This is a genomic window from Streptomyces luteolifulvus (assembly GCF_008806595.1).
In the GTDB taxonomy this organism is placed as follows: domain Bacteria; phylum Actinomycetota; class Actinomycetes; order Streptomycetales; family Streptomycetaceae; genus Streptomyces; species Streptomyces luteolifulvus.
In genome coordinates this window covers 50,157-67,327 of the sequence record NZ_VZRB01000004.1, presented here as the reverse complement: position 1 = coordinate 67,327, position 17,171 = coordinate 50,157, and the positions used below count along the sequence as shown (strand labels likewise).

At 71.5% G+C, this 17,171-nt stretch carries 17 protein-coding genes; 4 read left to right on the top strand and 13 right to left on the bottom strand.

Going from position 1 to position 17,171, the window contains the following annotated elements; genetic code table 11:
- Nucleotides 1–44: 44 nt before the first annotated feature.
- Nucleotides 45–1,967, bottom strand: a complete 1,923-nt coding sequence (locus tag F7R91_RS07290; protein WP_150945736.1) for a hypothetical protein — start codon at nt 1,965–1,967, stop codon at nt 45–47.
- Between the two features lie 218 nt (nt 1,968–2,185).
- Here F7R91_RS07290 and F7R91_RS07285 point away from each other — a divergent pair, with 218 nt between their 5' ends.
- Nucleotides 2,186–2,623 (top strand): hypothetical protein, encoded by a 438-nt coding sequence (locus tag F7R91_RS07285; RefSeq protein WP_150945734.1) that lies wholly within the window; start codon nt 2,186–2,188, stop codon nt 2,621–2,623.
- 62 nt (nt 2,624–2,685) lie between these two features.
- Here the strand turns inward: F7R91_RS07285 and F7R91_RS07280 are convergent, their stop codons facing one another.
- The 8 genes from F7R91_RS07280 to F7R91_RS07240 form a co-directional block, all read right to left on the bottom strand.
- On the bottom strand, nt 2,686–4,230 hold the full coding sequence (locus F7R91_RS07280; RefSeq protein ID WP_150945732.1) for a DUF1996 domain-containing protein: 1,545 nt from the start codon (nt 4,228–4,230) through the stop codon (nt 2,686–2,688).
- Between the two features lie 233 nt (nt 4,231–4,463).
- A complete protein-coding gene (locus F7R91_RS07275; RefSeq protein WP_150945730.1) occupies nt 4,464–5,486 on the bottom strand; it encodes an SDR family oxidoreductase in 1,023 nt (340 codons plus the stop codon).
- A 78-nt stretch (nt 5,487–5,564) separates the two neighbouring features.
- A complete protein-coding gene (locus F7R91_RS07270) occupies nt 5,565–6,173 on the bottom strand; it encodes a winged helix-turn-helix domain-containing protein (protein WP_150945728.1) in 609 nt (202 codons plus the stop codon).
- Nucleotides 6,174–6,504: 331 nt separating this feature from the next.
- Complete coding sequence (locus tag F7R91_RS07260) at nt 6,505–7,428, bottom strand: DUF6891 domain-containing protein (RefSeq protein WP_150945724.1); 924 nt, start codon at nt 7,426–7,428, stop codon at nt 6,505–6,507.
- Between the two features lie 84 nt (nt 7,429–7,512).
- A complete protein-coding gene (gene glnII, locus F7R91_RS07255; RefSeq protein ID WP_150945722.1) occupies nt 7,513–8,541 on the bottom strand; it encodes a glutamine synthetase in 1,029 nt (342 codons plus the stop codon).
- 360 nt (nt 8,542–8,901) lie between these two features.
- Nucleotides 8,902–9,621: an RlpA-like double-psi beta-barrel domain-containing protein gene (locus F7R91_RS07250; RefSeq protein ID WP_150945721.1), complete on the bottom strand. Its 720-nt coding sequence runs from the start codon at nt 9,619–9,621 to the stop codon at nt 8,902–8,904.
- Between the two features lie 119 nt (nt 9,622–9,740).
- A complete protein-coding gene (locus F7R91_RS07245; RefSeq protein WP_225320556.1) occupies nt 9,741–10,571 on the bottom strand; it encodes a hypothetical protein in 831 nt (276 codons plus the stop codon).
- A 58-nt stretch (nt 10,572–10,629) separates the two neighbouring features.
- Nucleotides 10,630–10,989 (bottom strand): arsenate reductase family protein, encoded by a 360-nt coding sequence (locus F7R91_RS07240; protein WP_150945718.1) that lies wholly within the window; start codon nt 10,987–10,989, stop codon nt 10,630–10,632.
- A gap of 173 nt (nt 10,990–11,162) precedes the next feature.
- Between F7R91_RS07240 and F7R91_RS07235 the strand changes: the two genes are divergently transcribed.
- A complete protein-coding gene (locus tag F7R91_RS07235) occupies nt 11,163–11,477 on the top strand; it encodes a hypothetical protein (RefSeq protein WP_150945716.1) in 315 nt (104 codons plus the stop codon).
- Nucleotides 11,478–11,559: 82 nt separating this feature from the next.
- On the opposite strand, the gene F7R91_RS07230 is transcribed toward F7R91_RS07235, so the two are convergent.
- Nucleotides 11,560–12,753 carry a winged helix DNA-binding domain-containing protein gene (locus F7R91_RS07230; protein ID WP_150945714.1) on the bottom strand — a complete coding sequence of 398 codons (1,194 nt, stop codon included), beginning with the start codon at nt 12,751–12,753 and terminating at the stop codon, nt 11,560–11,562.
- A 226-nt stretch (nt 12,754–12,979) separates the two neighbouring features.
- On the opposite strand from F7R91_RS07230, the gene F7R91_RS07225 reads away from it, so the two are divergent.
- Nucleotides 12,980–14,323, top strand: a complete 1,344-nt coding sequence (locus F7R91_RS07225; protein ID WP_150945712.1) for a DUF2252 domain-containing protein — start codon at nt 12,980–12,982, stop codon at nt 14,321–14,323.
- Between the two features lie 31 nt (nt 14,324–14,354).
- On the opposite strand, the gene F7R91_RS07220 is transcribed toward F7R91_RS07225, so the two are convergent.
- Nucleotides 14,355–15,119: an alpha/beta hydrolase gene (locus tag F7R91_RS07220; protein WP_150945710.1), complete on the bottom strand. Its 765-nt coding sequence runs from the start codon at nt 15,117–15,119 to the stop codon at nt 14,355–14,357.
- 233 nt (nt 15,120–15,352) lie between these two features.
- Between F7R91_RS07220 and F7R91_RS07215 the strand changes: the two genes are divergently transcribed.
- On the top strand, nt 15,353–15,631 hold the full coding sequence (locus tag F7R91_RS07215; RefSeq protein ID WP_150945708.1) for a hypothetical protein: 279 nt from the start codon (nt 15,353–15,355) through the stop codon (nt 15,629–15,631).
- 28 nt (nt 15,632–15,659) lie between these two features.
- Here F7R91_RS07215 and pspAB read toward each other — a convergent pair whose 3' ends face one another.
- Together pspAB and htpX are read right to left on the bottom strand one after the other, a co-directional pair.
- Complete coding sequence (pspAB, locus tag F7R91_RS07210; protein ID WP_150945707.1) at nt 15,660–16,244, bottom strand: PspA-associated protein PspAB; 585 nt, start codon at nt 16,242–16,244, stop codon at nt 15,660–15,662.
- A gap of 2 nt (nt 16,245–16,246) precedes the next feature.
- The gene (gene htpX, locus F7R91_RS07205; RefSeq protein WP_150945706.1) at nt 16,247–17,167 is read right to left on the bottom strand and encodes a zinc metalloprotease HtpX; all 921 of its coding nucleotides are present in this window, start codon (nt 17,165–17,167) and stop codon (nt 16,247–16,249) included.
- Nucleotides 17,168–17,171 lie beyond the last annotated feature (4 nt).

Here is a 17,171-nt window from a genome sequence, read left to right as displayed (position 1 = left end):
GGACACGGTCGTTCACCGGAGTACGACTCGGCAGGCTCCCGCGGTCAGCGCAGCCCGCTGATCGTCCGCCCGTCCTCCAGGGTCCCCTTCAGCCCCGCCCGGACCCCTTGCTTCGCCCGTACGGCCAGCAGGTTGCCCTGTGCGCTGCCTTGCACCCGACCAGTGGCGCTGATCGACGACAGCTCCCCGCCGCCCGCCCCGAGCAGATACCAGGACCCCGCCTGCGACTTCCACAGCACTCCCGCGAGCACCTGCGGTTCCCGCGGACCGCACGCCGGAGTGTCCTCGGCCTGCGCGGCCACCGCGCCGTACTCCCCGTCCGGCGTGTGGAACTGGGCCAGCACCCGGGTCCCGCCGCCCCTCCAGGTCTCGGCCCGGGTGCACACCCAGTCCGCCGATCCGCTCGCGTCGGGCAGCGGCTGCTCGGCGTACGCCCACGCGTTGACGCTGCGCACGCCCGCCGAGCGCACCGAGGCCAGCGAGCAGGCGAACGGCGACCAGGTGTGCAGCGCCCCGGCACCGGACGCCTCGCCGGGTGAGCCGGGCCGCCCCTCGGTGAGGTGGGCGGGGACCAGCTCACCGAGGTCGGTCAGCAGATGCGTGCCCGAGTCGTCCGTCAGCTGGAGCACGTTCCACGACGTGCAGGCGCCGCTCTGCCGACCGGGCCCGGCCAGCGGTGCGGTGGTGCCACCGGTGAGGTCGAGATCCATCGCCCCCGCGCCCGGCTTCAGCAGGTCCCGCTCGGCGGCCTTCTTCACCCAGGGCGCCGTCAGATAGCGCACATTGCCGTCCGCCCGGCCCAGGACCACGGCCGCCGCCTCGGCCCCGGTGGCCGAGTCGACCCGCGCGAAGTCGAGCGCCGCGCCCTGCGCGCCGCCCTGCGGCTCGGCGTAACGGGCGATGCGCAGACCGTCGTAGAAGATCACCACGCGCGCGCCGTCGACGGGCCCGGCGTACAGAAGCTGGGGCGGGCCGGCCGGGCCGCCGGACGGGGTGCCGGGGGTCGCCGAGATCCGGACGGTCTCCCCGGGGCGGGCCCAGACGGCGAGGGCGCGGCGCAGCAGGGCCTTGTCGCCGGTGAGTTCCCCGCGGGCGGGCCACACGGAGAAGCCGGTGCGCGTGGCGGACTTCCACGCGGTGGGGGCGGCCTTGGTCAGCCGGCCGGGGTCGAGGGCGGCCTGGGCCGCCGGGTTCTGCGCGGACGAGGGCGCGGCAGCGCCGTCCGGGCCCAGGCCGCCGCCGGGCAGGCCGAGCAGCGCCCCGCACACGACGACGGCCGCCGCGGCGGTGAGTGCGGCCTTGGTGTGCTGTCTGCGCCGCATCAGATCGGTGGGCCGGGCCTGCAGCGAACACGGGTCGAACTCGGGGGAGCCGAGCAGCGCGTACCGGGCCTCGACCCGGTCCGCCTCGCGCAGCGCGGCGTCCGGGTCCGTGACACCGGCCTCGGTCAGGACCTTGCGTACGGCGCCGTCCGGGAGTTTCTCCAGGCCGCGCAGCACATACGCGGCGCGCGCCGGGCCGGACAGCGCGGACAACCGCTGGTCCAGAGCGAGTTCGTCGGCGCCGCCCGAACGCGGGAACAGCCGCAGACCCCACACCTGGGGCAGCAGCGGCGGCAGCTGGGACCGCTTGGGCCACGCCCTGCGCCTGAGCGGCAGGCCCGCTTCCAGCGCCGTACGCACCACCTGGAGGCGGACATAGGCGTAGCCCGGATCGCCGTCACGGCCCGTCGTCTGTGCCGGGATCACCGGCGACGCGGCCTTGCCCCGGGGCAGGGCGCGCTGGGCCAGGGCATGCGCGGTCAGCACGCGCCGGCCCCGGCCCGGGCCCGGCGGCAGCACCAGGTAGGCGAGGCGGACCAGCCGTGGGTAGTGCTCGACGAGCGCGGCCTCGGCCTGCGCCACATCGACGACGGGGTCGGAGGCGGCGTGGGCGGGGCGGCGCGGGGCGACATCCTGTGACTGCACGTTCAGCAGAACGAGCGAATCGTTGGATGGTCACCTGGCTGCGGAGAGTTGGTCCCCGGATCGACAGACAACGAGCTGAACCAGGCGGCGGCCACGCGGTCCTCCCCGTCCTGGTTCACCGGCACACCGTCGCACGGGTGTGCCCGGTCCGCAGCGGTATGTTGAGTGCTCCGTGCGCGGGAGCCGTATCCAGGACGAGGCTCTCGCAGGGAGGACAGATGAAGGTGACCCGACCGATGCTCGCGCTGAGCGGCGCCACGCTGGTGCTGGTGCTGGCGGGCTGTGGCTCCGACTCGGACACGAAGGCGGTGCCGGAGGCGGCCACCGGCAGCCTGGAGCACCTGGCCGCCGAGGTGAAGTGCACGCCGGACATGCAGACGGACGCCGACGAGATCCGCCAGGCCGTGTGCAAGAACTCCGACGGCAAGTTCATCCTCGCGACCTTCGCCACCGACCGCGGCCAGCGCGAGTGGATCAACGGCGCCAAGGACTACGGCGGTCACTACCTGGTCGGCCGCAAGTGGGTGGCCGTGGGGGAGAGCAAGACGGTGGTGGCACTGCGGGACACGCTCGGCGGCGACATCGAGGAGGGCACGGACCACTCCGCGCACGAGTCCTCCGGGTCCTCCGGGGGCGCTTCGCACTCCGGTCACTGAGCGGGCCCGGCACAGAAGAAAGCCGGCGGTGAGGAATCCTCACCGCCGGCTTTCTCAGTGGGTCAGGCGCAGCGCCTGCCGGTGTTGATGCAGTCGACCATCTTGTTCATCAGGTTCTGGGAGAAGAAGTTGATGAAATCGTTGTGGTCGGTGACCGGCTTGTGCAGCTGCTCCGGGAAGGTGTCCACCGCGAACGGGTTCACCACCTGGCCGTTCTCGATCTGCGGGGCCGGGACGTCGTAGACCAGGCGGACCTGGAGCTGGGGGATCGCCTGGAAGCCGTTGGCGCAGGTGCCGTCGGCCTGGACGAACGCCACGTGCGTGCGGTGGTTGGCGCTGTCGATGTTCTGGCCGTCCCAGCAGCTCTGGAAGTTGGTCGTCCGGACCACCTGGCTGCCCTCGGGGCAGATCGGGTACTTGTCCTCCAGCTGCACCTTGTTCTCGAACCCGGTGCAGCTCCAGTTCACGTTGGCGTTGCCGAGGCCGTTGACGAAGGACTTGGCGTCACCGGTGATGATGCGCAGGGCCGTCGGCATCGCGACGACATTGCCCGTCTTGTTGCCGACGAACTTCAGCTGCGCCTGGGCCGGCTGGAGGATCTTGCCGACGTTGCCCTCCTTGCCACCGCCGTCGTTGTTCTGGTCGAAGTCCTGCGAACCGTCCTGCAGACGGAGCACCGGCCAGAAGTACGACGACTTGTCGCCCTGGTTCTGGCAGCTGGTGCCGGCACCGGCCAGCTCCTGGTCGCTCGCGAACGCGTCGTTGTTCTGGTTGCCGACGTAGTCGTGCAGGTGGTGCGCGCCGTTGGTGACACCGGGGGCGACGATCACGTTGTCCGTGTTGTGGTTGTCGTTCCCGTTGGTGCCGCACCTCGTGGTGAAGCTGCCCCGCGAACCGCTGTTGCCGTTCGCCTTGAGCCCGTTCGCGCCCACGCCCAGCTGGGCATTGCCCTGGACCTGGGTGATGTCGACGAAGTCCGCCGCCACCGGGCCGTTGCCGGCCTGGCCGCCGTTGCCCTGCTGCTGGCCGCCGTCCTGGCCGCCGTCCTGCTGCTGGCCGTCGTCCTGCTGCTGGCCGTCGTCCTGGCCGCCGTCCTGCTGCTGGCCGTCGGCCTCACCGGCGTTGGTCTGCGGGGTTGCGGTCTGCGTCGTGCAGGCCGCGAGCTGGCTCAGCGAGTTGGAGACCGAGCCGCCCGCCCGCTGGATGCTGATCCTGATGCGGTCGAGCGTCGCGGTCCGCTTGTCCTTCAGCGGGCTGACGATCGCGTTCTGCACGAAGTTCGCGTCGTTCGCCTGGGCCTGGCGCGTGGAGGCGAGACGGGTGTAGGCCTCGGTGATCTGCTTGTCGAGGTTCGCCAGCTCCGTGTAGACGCCGGAGCGTGCCCCGCGGGGCACGCTCGTCAGCTTCTGGCCCACGTCCGGGCAGGAGATGGTGGCGACCTGCGCGTCCGCGGCCTTGGTCTGGTTCCACGCCGAGTCGTTCGACTCGTGCGCCGAAGCGTAGAAGTTTGCCCAGATCAGCCCGCCCCCACCGAGCGCTAGGGCCGCCGATGCGGCGATGGCTTTGGTGGCCATTGGCGTACGGCGTTTGCGTGTGTTGCGTCCCATGGAACTCCTCTGACTTCCTTGCGGGGCAGCATCGAGGCGCCCGACAGGAGTGAAGCGGCTCCCATTCATACGGAGGCCGTCCCACGGGTGTTCAGCCGGCTCAGGAATTGGTGAGAGATTCGCGAGACAATTCGGCCCCAACTCCCGCACAGGTTACGGAAATCGCGGTTCGGCGTCATGGCGTCGGTCCGGCCGGGACGCGTGGGAGGGTCACGGGAGCGGGACCCCCCTGGTCAGGGGGTGGTGCCAGATACGCCCCCGCCGGTCGCGAGCACCTTCGCCTCCAGCTCCGGGTCCAGGCCCACTGCCGGCCGGTCCGGGCGCTGCGGTGCGACGTTGCCGATGCCTTGCAGCCAGTTCCAGGTGTCGGCCACGGTCTCGGTGACGGGGCGGCAGCGCAGACCGGCGGCGACTGCGCGGGAGACGTCCGCGCCGTGCAGCGCCGCATGCTCCTCGCTCCCCGGGGGCACCCACACCGGCAGCTGGGCCCACGGCTCGATGCCCGCACCGAGGATCACCCCGGGGTCGGTCCACCGCAGCTCGGCCGACCCGCCGGTGACGTCGGCGCATGCGTCCAGCAGCGTGCCCATGGTGGCGTGTCCCCGCGGGCCGACGAGGTTGTACGGCCCGCTCAGCCCCTGCTCCACCGCGCCGAGGATCCACTCGGCGAGATCGCGGACGTCGACGTACTGGATCGGCAGGTCCCGCGGCCCGGGGGCCAGGACCGGTCCGCCGCGCGCGATCCGGTTCAGCCACCAGGGCAGCCTTCCGATGTTCTCGTACGGGCCGATGATCAGCCCCGCGCGGACGAGCAGGGTGCGGTCCGCTCCGAAGGCCTCGGCCGCGGCCAGCTCGGCGCCGCGCTTGTCCCGGGCGTAGTCGGTCTGCTCCGCGCCGGCCTCGGCGCCCTCGACCGGCGGCGCGTCCTCGGTGTACCCGGCCGGCGGGGGCCAGGCGTACACCGAACAACTCGACACATACACATGGCGTCCCGCCCGGCCTCGCAGCAGCCTCGCCGCGTCCTGTACTGCCCGGGGCGCGCCCGACCAGGTGTCGACGACGGCGTCCCACTCGCCGCACCCGGCGAGCGCGGTGAGCCCGCCGGGTGCGGTGCGGTCGCCCTGGAGCGACCGGGCCCCGGGCGGGGCCGGGTGCCTTCCCCGGTGGAAGACGGTCACGTCCCAGCCGCGCCCGAGCGCCGCCTCCACGACGGCCCGCCCCGCGAACTCCGTGCCGCCCAGCATCAGAAGTCTCATGCCGGTGACTGTGCACGAACCTGCCGCGGGACGGAACGGGAATCTGCTGTCAGGAGAACGGTCGGGTTCCGGGAACCGTCAACGTCCGGTCGGCGGTGTGTACTTGTAGCCGACCCGCCGCACCGTCCGGATCGCGCCGCGGTGCTCGGCGCCCAGCTTGCGGCGCAGGCGGGCGATGTGGACGTCGACGGTGCGGCCGTCGCCCACGTGTCCGTAGCCCCACACCGTGGTGACCAGCTGGTCGCGCGTGTGGACCCGGTTCGGGTGCGCCACCAAATGGGCCAGCAGTTCGAACTCCAGGTACGTGAGGTCGAGTTCCCGTCCGTCGACCTCGGCGGTGCGCTCCACGGTGTCGACGCGGACGAGTGGGGTGCCCTCCTCTTCGGCCGGCCCGCCCGCCTCGGAATGGCCGGACACCGGCACCGGCAGGAACGGCGGCTGCTGGTCGGCCGGGACGAGGACCAGATAGCCGACCATCGGCGGCCGGCCCGGCAGGGTGGGCGGGGTGTGCTGGGGAGCGGGCAGCCAGGTGGCGCCCGGCGGCAGGAAGCCGGTGACGTCGACCACCTCGTCGCGGTCGACGGCACGCAGCCGGTGCCGGGCGGATGCGGTCGCCGTGCCGGCGGCCGGTGCGGTCGCGGACGGGGCGGTGAGAGCGGCGGTGGGCAAGGAACGGGTGGTCGCCATGAGAGGTCAGCTCTTTCGCGCGAGGAGTGCGTCGGGAAGACCGACGGCCCGAGTTCGTGGTCGGGCCCGTCGAGGGACGTACGACGTGTCGCGCCGGCCGAAGACCGGGTTGTGCGGCTTCAGAGGGCCGGCGCGGTCGTCGCGCGGCAACACACCCGGTCGAAGTCGTGATGCTGACGGGAAGGCCAGAAGGGCTCCAGGTCATGGCGACCCGTCGCGTTGAACTTCCGGAAGCTGGCCATGGCCCCATTGAAGCAGACGGATGCCGACGGCAGGACCCCTCCTCTCACTGCTCGGACGCTTCCCTGGACTGGAGTTGATGCCGGGGACCTCACCCCACCAGGCGTTTGTGCCAGGTCAAGGGCGTGACGGTGATGGCGGTGTCCGGACTGCCGTCCCACTGTGCGGACAGACCCGCCTCGGTGAGCGCGGCCACCACCTTGTGCCCGACGGCCGCCGTGGTCTCGGCCGAGCCGTCGAACGCGCCGTACAGCAGCGTCAGTCCACTGCCGACGGCCGCGCCCTCGGCGCACTGCGAGTGGAAGTAGACGAAGCCCCGGTCGCCGTCGGCGCGTTCCCCACCTATCTCCGCCGTGCCGCAGTTACGGCAGCAGGTGAAGTTCTCCCGGGCGGTGATCCCCTGCGCGGTCAGTGCCTCGAAGGCGCGGGTGAGGCGCTCGGGGTCGGTGGTGCCCTGCCAGGTCTGCATCTCGGCCAGCCGCTCCAGCCACAGCCGGTCCACGAGCTGCCGGGCCTGTGCAGGGGACACCGGCCGCTCCTTGCCGCTCACGAGGTATTCCTCGGCGGCTTCGTTGAGCGTGTCCCGGTCGGCGTACCCGCAGCGCAGCAGCTCGCGTATGCGTGCCTCCACCTGCTCGCGCACCTCGTCGGCGGGCTCGGGCACTTGTGCCGGAAGATCGAAACCGACCGGAGTCCAGGCGGTCTTGGCATCCCAGCCCTCCTCCTGCCGCGCCCAGCCCACCAGGGCGTCGGCGGTGGGATCCGCGGTGGCGTACACGGTGCAGAGGAACACCTCGCGGCTCGCCCGGTACTCGAACTGGTAGTCCGACCGCCGCTTGTGCCACACCTGCGCGAAGACGTCCGGGACGTCCGGTATCCGCTGCACCACGAGGAACCGGTCGCCGCGGCGGCCGATCCGGTTCACCAATTCCCGGAGCGTGGCCACCGAAGGCCGGGTGTACGTCTCGCCGTTCTCCGTCTGGACCTTGACGGCCAGGATCTCGTCGATCTCCATGCCCCCACCATGGCATGCGCCACTGACAACGCGAGAGGGCGCCCACCGCGACGGTGGGCACCCTCTCGGAGCGGCTGGGCGGGATCAGACCTGGCCGGCCTTCTCCAGCGCGGAGCAGCAGGTGTCGACGAGCAGACGCGTCACCACGTACGGGTCGACGTTGGCGTTCGGACGGCGGTCCTCGATGTAGCCCTTGCCGTCCTTCTCGACCTGCCACGGGATACGGACCGAGGCGCCGCGGTCGGAGACGCCGTAGGAGTACTCGTTCCACGGGGCGGTCTCGTGCAGACCGGTCAGACGGTCGTCGATGCCGGCACCGTAGTTCTTGACGTGGTCGAGCGGCTTGGAGCCCTCGCCGAGCGACTCGCACGCGGTGATGATCGCGTCGTAGCCCTCGCGCATCGCCTTGGTGGAGAAGTTGGTGTGCGCGCCGGCGCCGTTCCAGTCGCCCTTGACCGGCTTGGGGTCGAGGGTGGCGGAGACGCCGAAGTCCTCGGCGGTGCGGTAGAGCAGCCAGCGGGCCACCCACAGCTGGTCGGCGACCTCCAGCGGGGCCAGCGGACCGACCTGGAACTCCCACTGGCCGGGCATGACCTCGGCGTTGATGCCGGAGATGCCCAGACCCGCCTTCAGGCAGTTGTCGAGGTGGGCCTCGACGACGTCACGGCCGAAGATCTCGTCGGCGCCGACACCGCAGTAGTAGCCGCCCTGCGGGGCCGGGAAGCCGCCCTCGGGGAAGCCGAGCGGACGGACGCCGTCGAAGAAGGTGTACTCCTGCTCGATGCCGAAGATCGGCTCCTGGCCGGCGAACCGCTCGGCGACCTCGGTGAGCGCGGCACGCGTGTTGGACTCGTGCGGCGTCATGTCGATGTTGAGGACCTCGCACAGGACGAGGAGGTCGTCGCCGCCGCGGATCGGGTCGGGGCAGGAGAAGACCGGCTTGAGGACGCGGTCCGAGGCGTGACCCTCGGCCTGGTTCGTGGAGGACCCGTCGAAGCCCCAGATCGGCAGCTCGGCACCCTTTGCGTCGTCGGCCAGAATCTTGGTCTTGGAACGCAGCTTGGCCGTCGGCTCGGTGCCGTCGATCCAGATGTACTCAGCCTTGAACGTCACGGGCCACATCCTTCGGGGGTGGGTCTGGCGCACTTGCGGGTGCTTGCGGCGCTGCGGCACTGAGGCGCCGCCTTGGATGCCCGGCAGCCTGTCAACAGGCGATTTCCCGGTCATTGCTCGAATGTGAACCCCGTGTTACCGGGTGGCACTGTGTCGCGATTCACGGTGTGAGGGTTCTGTGCGGCCCTGAGGTGCGCACAGCGCGCGGCCGGCGACCGTCACCCCCGTAACGGTCGCCGGCCCCAGTACCCGCCGGTCCGGCCGCCCCTGGGCGAGCGGCCGGACCTGTGACACGTACGAGGCGGTGGCAACAGCGGCAACAGCTGCCGCCGCCTCATCCCTCTCGTCGGCTGCTGAGCCTCACCCCACCTTCTCGATCACTGCCTTGCGGATCAGGAACTTTCCGGGCTCCCGGACCTGTTCGAAGGCCGCGTTGTTGAGCAGGACACAGCTGCCGGAGACCGAGGTGACCTCCACCGTCGTGGACTTGTTGTTGTCCAGGTTGGTGACCTTCAGCTTGGTCCCGGCCGGGAACTGGTTGCTGGACGCGGCAGGGGCCCCGCCCTCGCCGGACAGCGTGACGGTCGAGCCGTTGCACACCTGCTGACCGGAGGCGGCTCCGCCGCCGTTGTTCCCGTCGGCGTTCTCCGCGGGGGCGGCCTGCGAGGGCTGTGCGCCCCCAGCCTGCTCGCCGCCGGCCTGCTGGCCGGCGTCCTGCTGGCCGTTCTGCCCCGGCTGCGCCGCCTGGGAGCCCTGAGCCGACTCCCCAACGACACAACCCGCGGCCTTCTGCTGGACCTTGATCTGTTCGATGACCGCCGTACGGTTGGCGATCCGGGCCTCCGACTGGGCGTCCGGGTTCGCCTTCTGGCCATCGATGAACTTCTGGTTGTTGCCGAGGGCCGTGGCCAGCCCCTGACAGACCGTCGAATCCGCGGCGGCCAGGGGCTTGGCGTTCTGCGGGCTCTGTGCGGCATTCGAAGTCGACGCCAGGGCGAAGGCCCCACCGCCCGCCACTGCGGCGGCACTGACGAGCAGCGCGATCTTCTTCTTCGTGCCGAGAGTTCTCCTACGCGACATGCGCGCCTCCTGAAGAGGTCGGGGAAGCGTACGTCGGTAGGTACGAGATCCCGAACGAAGTTACTCAGCGGTTACGGGACTCGCTGAAGTAACCTGCGTCACATGCCCGGACGGAGGGCTCAGCCGACCCCGCTCCGTCCCTCCTCGTGGGCCACCACGGTGTCGTTGACGTACTGGAGCAGCCCCTCGGTCTGCCGTGTGAGCTCCGCTTCGCGGGTCTCCGCGCCGTCGCCCCACTGCCCGTTGGCGAACACCACGGACCGGACCGTCATCAACCGTCGGAAGATCCCCGCCGAGCCGGGCGGCACGGTCGGCATTCCCGCCTCGGGCGGGGGATCGAGCGAGACCACCTGGTACTGCACGGGGTCCATGGACGCCATCATGAAGACCCGCGAGGCGTCCTCGACGCGCCGGAAGCTCAGCACGGTGACCGTCACCTGTGAGCGCCGGTCCGCGTCCGTGAACAGGGCCGCGGTCAGCCGGGCACACTCCTCGCCCTGCTCGATCAGGGCGGCGAGCTCCTGCGACATGCCGCGGGAGCAGTCGGTGGTGGTGGCCAGGTCGACGCGTGTGTAACGGGAGCCGTCCTTCAGGTGCACGTTCGTCTCCGGGAACGCCTGCTCGGGGCGAATCACCGGGCGCGCCAGCAGGGAGGGCAGGGCGGACGGGGCGTCGGAGGGCATGTCGACATTCACGGACGGAACGGGCGTCCCGCCCGAGCGGGTGGAGGGGGAGGCGGCAGCCGCCGCCCGGTCCGCGTCGCCGCCGGTGTACATCGCGGTGCCGGCGGCCACGGCCGCGACGAGAACGACCCCCGCCACGGCACCGACCGCGAGGCCGGTCCGCCGCCTCCTCCTGCGTATCCGTTCCTGCTCGGCCACCCACTGGGCGTACGGGTCCGGAGCCCCGACCGGAGCCCCGTACGGCATTCCTTGATCACCGAAGGTCATGGCGGCGGAGGGTAACAGGGGAAGTGGCCTTGACTCCCGCCACCCGACAAACCGTCAACTAACGGGACATGGCGTCCTGAACGGCCGCGTCGGTGCGGGCCACCACCGCCGTGCCGTCCTCGGCCGTGATGATCGGGCGCTGGATCAGCTTCGGATGCTCGGCCAGCGCGCTGATCCAGCGCTCGCGCGAAGTCTCGTCCCGCGGCCACTCCTTGAGCCCGAGCTCCTTGGCCGCGGCCTCCTGCGTGCGGGTGATGTCCCACGGTTCGAGCCCGAGCCGCCCGAGCACGTCCCGGATCTCGTCCTCGCTCGGCACGTCCTCCAGATAACGGCGGACGGTGTACTCGGCACCCTCGGCATCGAGCAGACTGATCGCGCTGCGGCACTTCGAACAGGCCGGATTGATCCAGATCTCCATACCGCCCACGGTATACGACGGCCCGTCCTCCACCTTGGCCCCGGCCTCCCCGAAAGCCCTTGTGGCCAGGGGCTTTTGTCAGTGGCGGGCAGTAGAATAGAAGCAGTGTTCGAGGGTGTCGCCGGAGTGGCCGAACTCCGGGAGGGCGCCCTGACCGCGACAGGAGGATGCCTGTGCCCGCTGCCGCACTGAAGCCGAAGCCGTTGCCCACCCAGTCCACCGCGAAGCAGCCCGTGCTGCTCGATCTGCCGTACGCGCCCGTGGAGAAGCGGCCGTTGCCGCCGGGCCGTCCGCGCGAGTGGTACATCACCCACAACCGCCGCCTCAAGGCCATGCGCCTCGCCATCGCCCTGCTCGACTCGGGCGTGTACGTGCCCAACCAGGCCCGCAACGAGACGATACGGAGCACGGCCCAAGTGATCGGCGTGCACCCGCCGTCGGACACGACGTGCCACATGGTGAGGGCGCTGATTCGATACTCACGTTGAACCGTCTGCGCCGGGTGCCCTGTGCGGTGGGGTGCCCGGCGTCGGCGTTGCCATGCCGCACGCCGGGGCCGCTGAGGGGCAGCTACGCCGACAACTCCTTCTCCAGCGGCGTCCGGAAGCGAGGGGTCACCCGGGTGGTTCCCACCCAGCTGCGCAGCCGTTCCGCCTCCGCGGTGATCGCTGCCTCGGCGTCCCGGCCCACCTCGTCCGTGTCCAGCAGGCGCCAGACGATCTCCCCGTCCGCGCGCTGGGCCCAGCCGCCCACCACCCGGCCGTTCCACCAGACCGTCGGCCCCACGTTGCCGCTGTAGTCGAACAGCCGGGGGCGCAGCTCCGGCGCGAGGTACCAGTCCCGCTGCTGCCATCCCATCGCCGTCGGATCGAGCGCCGGCAGCAGCGCGGCCCATGGCTCCGCCGGTCCGGCCGGCGCAGCCTCGTCGCCGGCGACGACGTACCCCGTGCCCTCGTCGAGGGAGACCGGCCGCGCGCCGATCGCCTTCAGCGCTCTGCGGACGTCCGTGACCCGCCAGCCCGTCCACCACTTCAGGTCGGCCTCCGTGGCCGGCCCGCACGCGGTGAGCCAGTGCTGCAGCAGACGGGCCTGAGCCCCGGCCGGGTCCAGCTCGGGGTGTTCCGGTGCCAACGCCCAGCGGAACTGGCTGGACGTCCAGGAGCCGAGGGGGCGTCCCCGGACGACCTTCCCCTCCACGCCCAGCACCCTCAGCAGCCGTGTCGAGACGGTGTGCACACCCTCGTAGCTCTTGCCGGCCGCGTACACGAACTGCTCCCGCAGACGCGGCTCGTCCTCGGCGAGCTCGGCCGCCGTGGCCTGGCCGCGCCGGGCCAGCACGGCCAGGGCCGACTCCTCGACCTCCTTCAGCCAGGCCGCGTCCGGTGCCCCGGCCTTCGCCATGTTCTTGAGCAGCGTGGCACGCTCGCGTGCGGCGACCGCGAGGCCGGTCGAGGCGTGCACGACGGCGGTCAGGTCCGTGGGGAACACGAACACGGTGTGCCGCATGCCGTGCATCCGGACCAGAGTGCGGTCCTCGTACAGCGCCCGGCCGGTGTCCGGCACGGTCCGCGCCGGGTCGGCCAGCCGCGCGCCCAGGGCCAGGTACACCGTCGCGGGGTCCGAACCGTGCAGGGCCACCAGGGAGGCGGCGGCCTCCTCCGGGTCCGCAGCCCGGGCCGGCCCGGCCAGCCGGTGCCGCAGCGCCAGCCTGGCCCGGCGCTCCGCCACCCCGATGTACCGCCCCTCGCCGACGCTGCCGGTCATGCCGACCTCCACCCGCTCTCCGTCTTCCTGGCCGTTCCGCCTGACCACATCCTCTCGGACGGCACTGACAACCGGCGCCGTCACCCGTTTGCCGTGCCGGGCATGCGGGTGCCCCCACGCCCGGCCTTCACTGCGTTCAGGGGGTACCGCGGGCCAGGAGCACCAGGGAGCCAGGACAGCCACGAGACGCACGAGACCCGGGAGGCGTGATGGAAGGGCAGGGCAGATGACCACCACCCCCGCCGACCCCGCCGAGCGCGGCAGGGCCGCCCGCAAGCGTGTCCCGCGTTCCGCGCACGGCCGGTGGATCCCCTCCGTCGAGCGGCCCGACCCGGTCGCCGTACTGGAGCGCCAGGGCCGGGACCGGCTGCCGGAGCTGCTGCCCGTCCGGTACGGGCGCATGGTCGCCTCGCCCTTCGCCTTCCTGCGCGGGGCCGCCGCCGTGATGGCCTCGGATCTCGCGGTCCAGCCGCACACCGGCCTGACCGTGCAGCTGTGCGGCGACGCCCATCTGCTCAACTTCGGCCTGTACGCCTCCCCGGAGCGGGCCGTGCTGTTCGACCTCAACGACTTCGACGAGACGTTCCCCGGGCCCTTCGAATGGGACGTGAAACGGCTTGCCGCCAGCGTCGCCGTCGCCGCCCGCGAGAACGGTCACGAGGACGGCAAGGTGCGCCGGGCGGCACAGGAGGCCGCGGCCGCGTACCGCGTGAACATGCGGAGACTGGCGCGCATGGGCGAACTCGACGTGTGGTACGAGCGCATCGACGTCGAAAGCCTGCTGCCCCTCGTCCGCTCCGCCCGCCACCGCCGCCGTGCCGCCTCCCAGCTCACCCGGGCCCGCCGCCGCACCAGCCTGCAGGCCCTGGGCAAGCTGACGGAGGTCGTCGACGGCCGGCGGCGCATCATCCACGACCCGCCGCTCCTGGAACCCGCCGACGCCGCCGACACCGCCACCCTCCGGAAGATCTTCAGCGACTACCGCTCCACCCTCTCCGAGGAACGCCGTCTGCTCCTGGACCGCTTCCGCTTCGTCGACGCCGCCCGCAAGACCGTCGGTGTCGGCAGCGTCGGCATGCGCTGCTTCATCGTGCTGTTCGCCGGACGCGACGCCGACGACCCGCTGTTCCTGCAGATCAAGGAAGCCCGCAAGTCCGTACTGGAGGCGCACCTGCCCAGCGGCCCGTATGTGCATCCCGGGCACCGGGTCGTCGCCGGGCAGCGGCTGCTGCAGTCCGCCAGCGACATCTTCCTCGGGTGGATGACCGGACCGCAGGACCGTGCCTTCTACTGGCGTCAGCTGCGCGATATGAAGGGCTCCGCGGACGTGGCCGGGATGGGCCCGGCCGACCTCCTGGCCTACGCCCGCCTGTGCGGCACCACCCTCGCCCGCGCACACGCCCGCTCCGGCGACCGCATCGCGATCGCCGCGTACCTGGGCAGCTCGGACACCTTCGAACGGGCGGTCGCGGACTTCGCCCTGGACTACACCGACCAGACCACCGCCGACCACACGGCACTCGTCGCGGCGGTGATGGCGGGGGTGGTACGGGCGGAGCCCGGGGTCTGACACAGGCCCCGCGGAACGCGAACGCTGCGGTTCAGCCGTAGCGTTCCCAGGCACGGGTCGGCGTCCGGCCTCCGTCGCCGGGACCGGCCAGCACCGCCGCGACGAACTCCCCTCGGTCGTCGGGGTGTTCGAGGAACCAGCGGCCCAGGATGTGGTCGGCGTCGGGGAGGTCGAAGCGGGTGAACCGGGCGCGAGCGGTCAGGGCGTCCTGGACCGCCTCGGTGACGGCGGGCGGGATGATCTCGTCCTTGCCCGGTACCGCGAGCACCGCACGGCCCTCGAAGGACCGCAGTACGTCCAGTGCGGGGGCACCGCGCCAGCCGTCCGGGCGGCGGATGAGTTCGCTGAACCGGCTGTTCCCTTCGCCGAACGGGACGTCCCAGGCCTCGGCCGTGTACACGGCGGGCGCGCAGAGTCCCAGGGCCGCCACCCGGTCCCCGTAGTGCGCGGCGAGATCCGTCGCCGTCTGGCCGCTCATGCTGAAGCCGACCAGGACCAGCGGGCCGTCCGCGGGAACCCGCGCGTCGATCACGGACACGGCCTGCTCGAAGCGGCGCCGCAGACTCAACTCCCGCAGTTCCCCGCTGCTTTCGCCGTGTCCGGAGAAGTCGAGGGCGAGGGCGTTGCAGCCGTGCGCCGTGAACTCCTCGAGGAGCGGCAGCGATCGCTCCTTGCTGCCGTTGCCGGCACCGTGCAGCGCGACGGCGGTGGCCGCTCCGGGACCACCGCCGTCGCCGTACACGCAACTGAGGTGTTCGCCGTCGTACTCGTGCGTGAAAGGCAGGAGTTCACTCATGCCCCCATTCACTCACGCCCCCCGTCCTCCGGGAAAAGGAGATGCACGCCGAGTGACCGCGTCCCTACGCTGGAGACGCGTTACGGAGGCGCCCACCTCGCTTTCCGCAGGACAGGTATCACCCCGCGGACTCGGGGCTAGTCTCTACGCACCGACGGACGGTCGCCCTTCCCCAGCGCCCCGTCGCGACACCGATCACCGCTCGGACCAACCCACGCCCACGGAGGCCCGTGATGGGCACCATCGTCATTTCCGGAACCGTCGTCCTGGTCGTTCTGGGATTCGGGAACCACATCTGGTGGCTCGCCGCCGTCGCCGTGCTCTTCCTGTACCTGCAGTACGGACGCAGCGCGTCCTCGGCGCCCACGTCCCAGGGCTCCTCCTCCGGGCCGGCGGCCGGCAGCTACCGCGCCTACCGCGACCGTCGTGACCAGCAGGCCAAGTGGGACCGCCGCTACCGCCGCGAGCGGCCCTTCGAGAGCCGGCGTCAGGAGCGCGAGCAGGGCCGGTGAGACCGCCGGTGAGCAGGGGCGTCCGCGGTCACAGACCGGGGGCGCCCCACACCGGGAACCAGCGGCTCAGGTCCTGCTCGATCCGCAGGTCGTCCGCCAGCGCCGCCTTGACCCGCAGCTCCAGGGGATTGTCGCGCCGCTCTCCGGTACCGGGCAGCGGCGCGAAGGGGTAGAAGGTGCCGCGTTTGTAGAGGTAGACCAGAGCGAGCCGCCGGCCCTCCGGGTCCTGGAAGCCGGCGAGCGAGCACAGCAGTTGCGGGCCGAAGCCGTTGACCTCCATCGAACTGTTCACCGCGTGGAGATCGTTGACCAGCTGGGGGAGCTGGTCGGGGGTGCGGCGTGAGACCAGCCAGGAGTAGCCGAACTCGTCCCGGTGCAGCTCCACCGGGGGGCCGTTCCGGTCGGCGTCCGCGTCCAGCAGGGCCTGGACCTCCCGGTGCGTCTGCTCGAAGGCGGCGCCCTCCACCGTGGCGAAGCACACCGCCCCGTGCCCGGTCGGTGTGAACCCCGCCGCGGCCTGCAGCGTCACGGCCGCCGAAGGCAGCGCGAAGAGCCGGTCGAGATCGGGCGCGACCGGCTTCGTACGGCCGAGCAGGATGTCCAGCAACCCCATCCTCAGTCCGCCTTCCCCGGCAGCGCCGTCTCACCCAACTCGGTGGAGATCCGCCCCAGTTGTTCGAGCCGCTGCTCCAGGCTCGGGTGCGTGGAGAAGATCCGCGCCAGGCCCGGCTCGGCGCCCAGGGCCGGGGTGAAGTAGAAGGCGTTGAAGGCCTGCGCGGTGCGCAGGTCCTTGGTCGGGATCCGGGCGATGTCGCCCGTGACCTTGGTGAGCGCGGACGCGAGGGCCGAGGGACGCCCGGTGAGCAGCGCCGCCGCCCGGTCGGCCGCCAGTTCCCGGTACCGGGACAGGGCCCGGATCAGCAGGAAGCTGATCGCGTACACGGCCGCCGACACCGCCATCACGGCGGCGAAGACCACGGCGGTGTTCTGGTCCCTGCGGCCCCCGCCGAACAGCTGCGAGTAGAACGCGAACCGCACGATCAGGCCCGCGATCACGCCGAGGAAGGAGGCGATCGTGATCACGGCGACGTCCTTGTGCGCCACGTGCGACAGCTCGTGCGCGAGCACACCCTCCAGCTCGGCCGGCTCCAGCCGCCGCAGCAGCCCGGTGGTCACGCACACCACGGCGTTGTCGGGGTTGCGTCCGGTCGCGAACGCGTTCGGCATGTCCATCTGCGACACGGCGACCACCGGCTTGGGCATGTCCGCGATCGCGCACAGCCGGTCGACGACCGCGTGCAGCTCCGGATACTCCTCCCGTTCCACGACCCGTCCGCGCATCGCGAACAGCGCGATCCGGTCGGAGAACCAGTACTGCGCGCCGAGCATCCCTCCGGCGATGACGACGACCAGCACCCACGACTTCAGCAAAACGATCAACGCGGCGACGAAGGCCACGTACAGGAGCCCGAGCAGGAACAGCGTGACCGTCATCCGCACGGTCAGTCGCCGGTCGCTCCGAAAGCGGCTCTGCATCTGT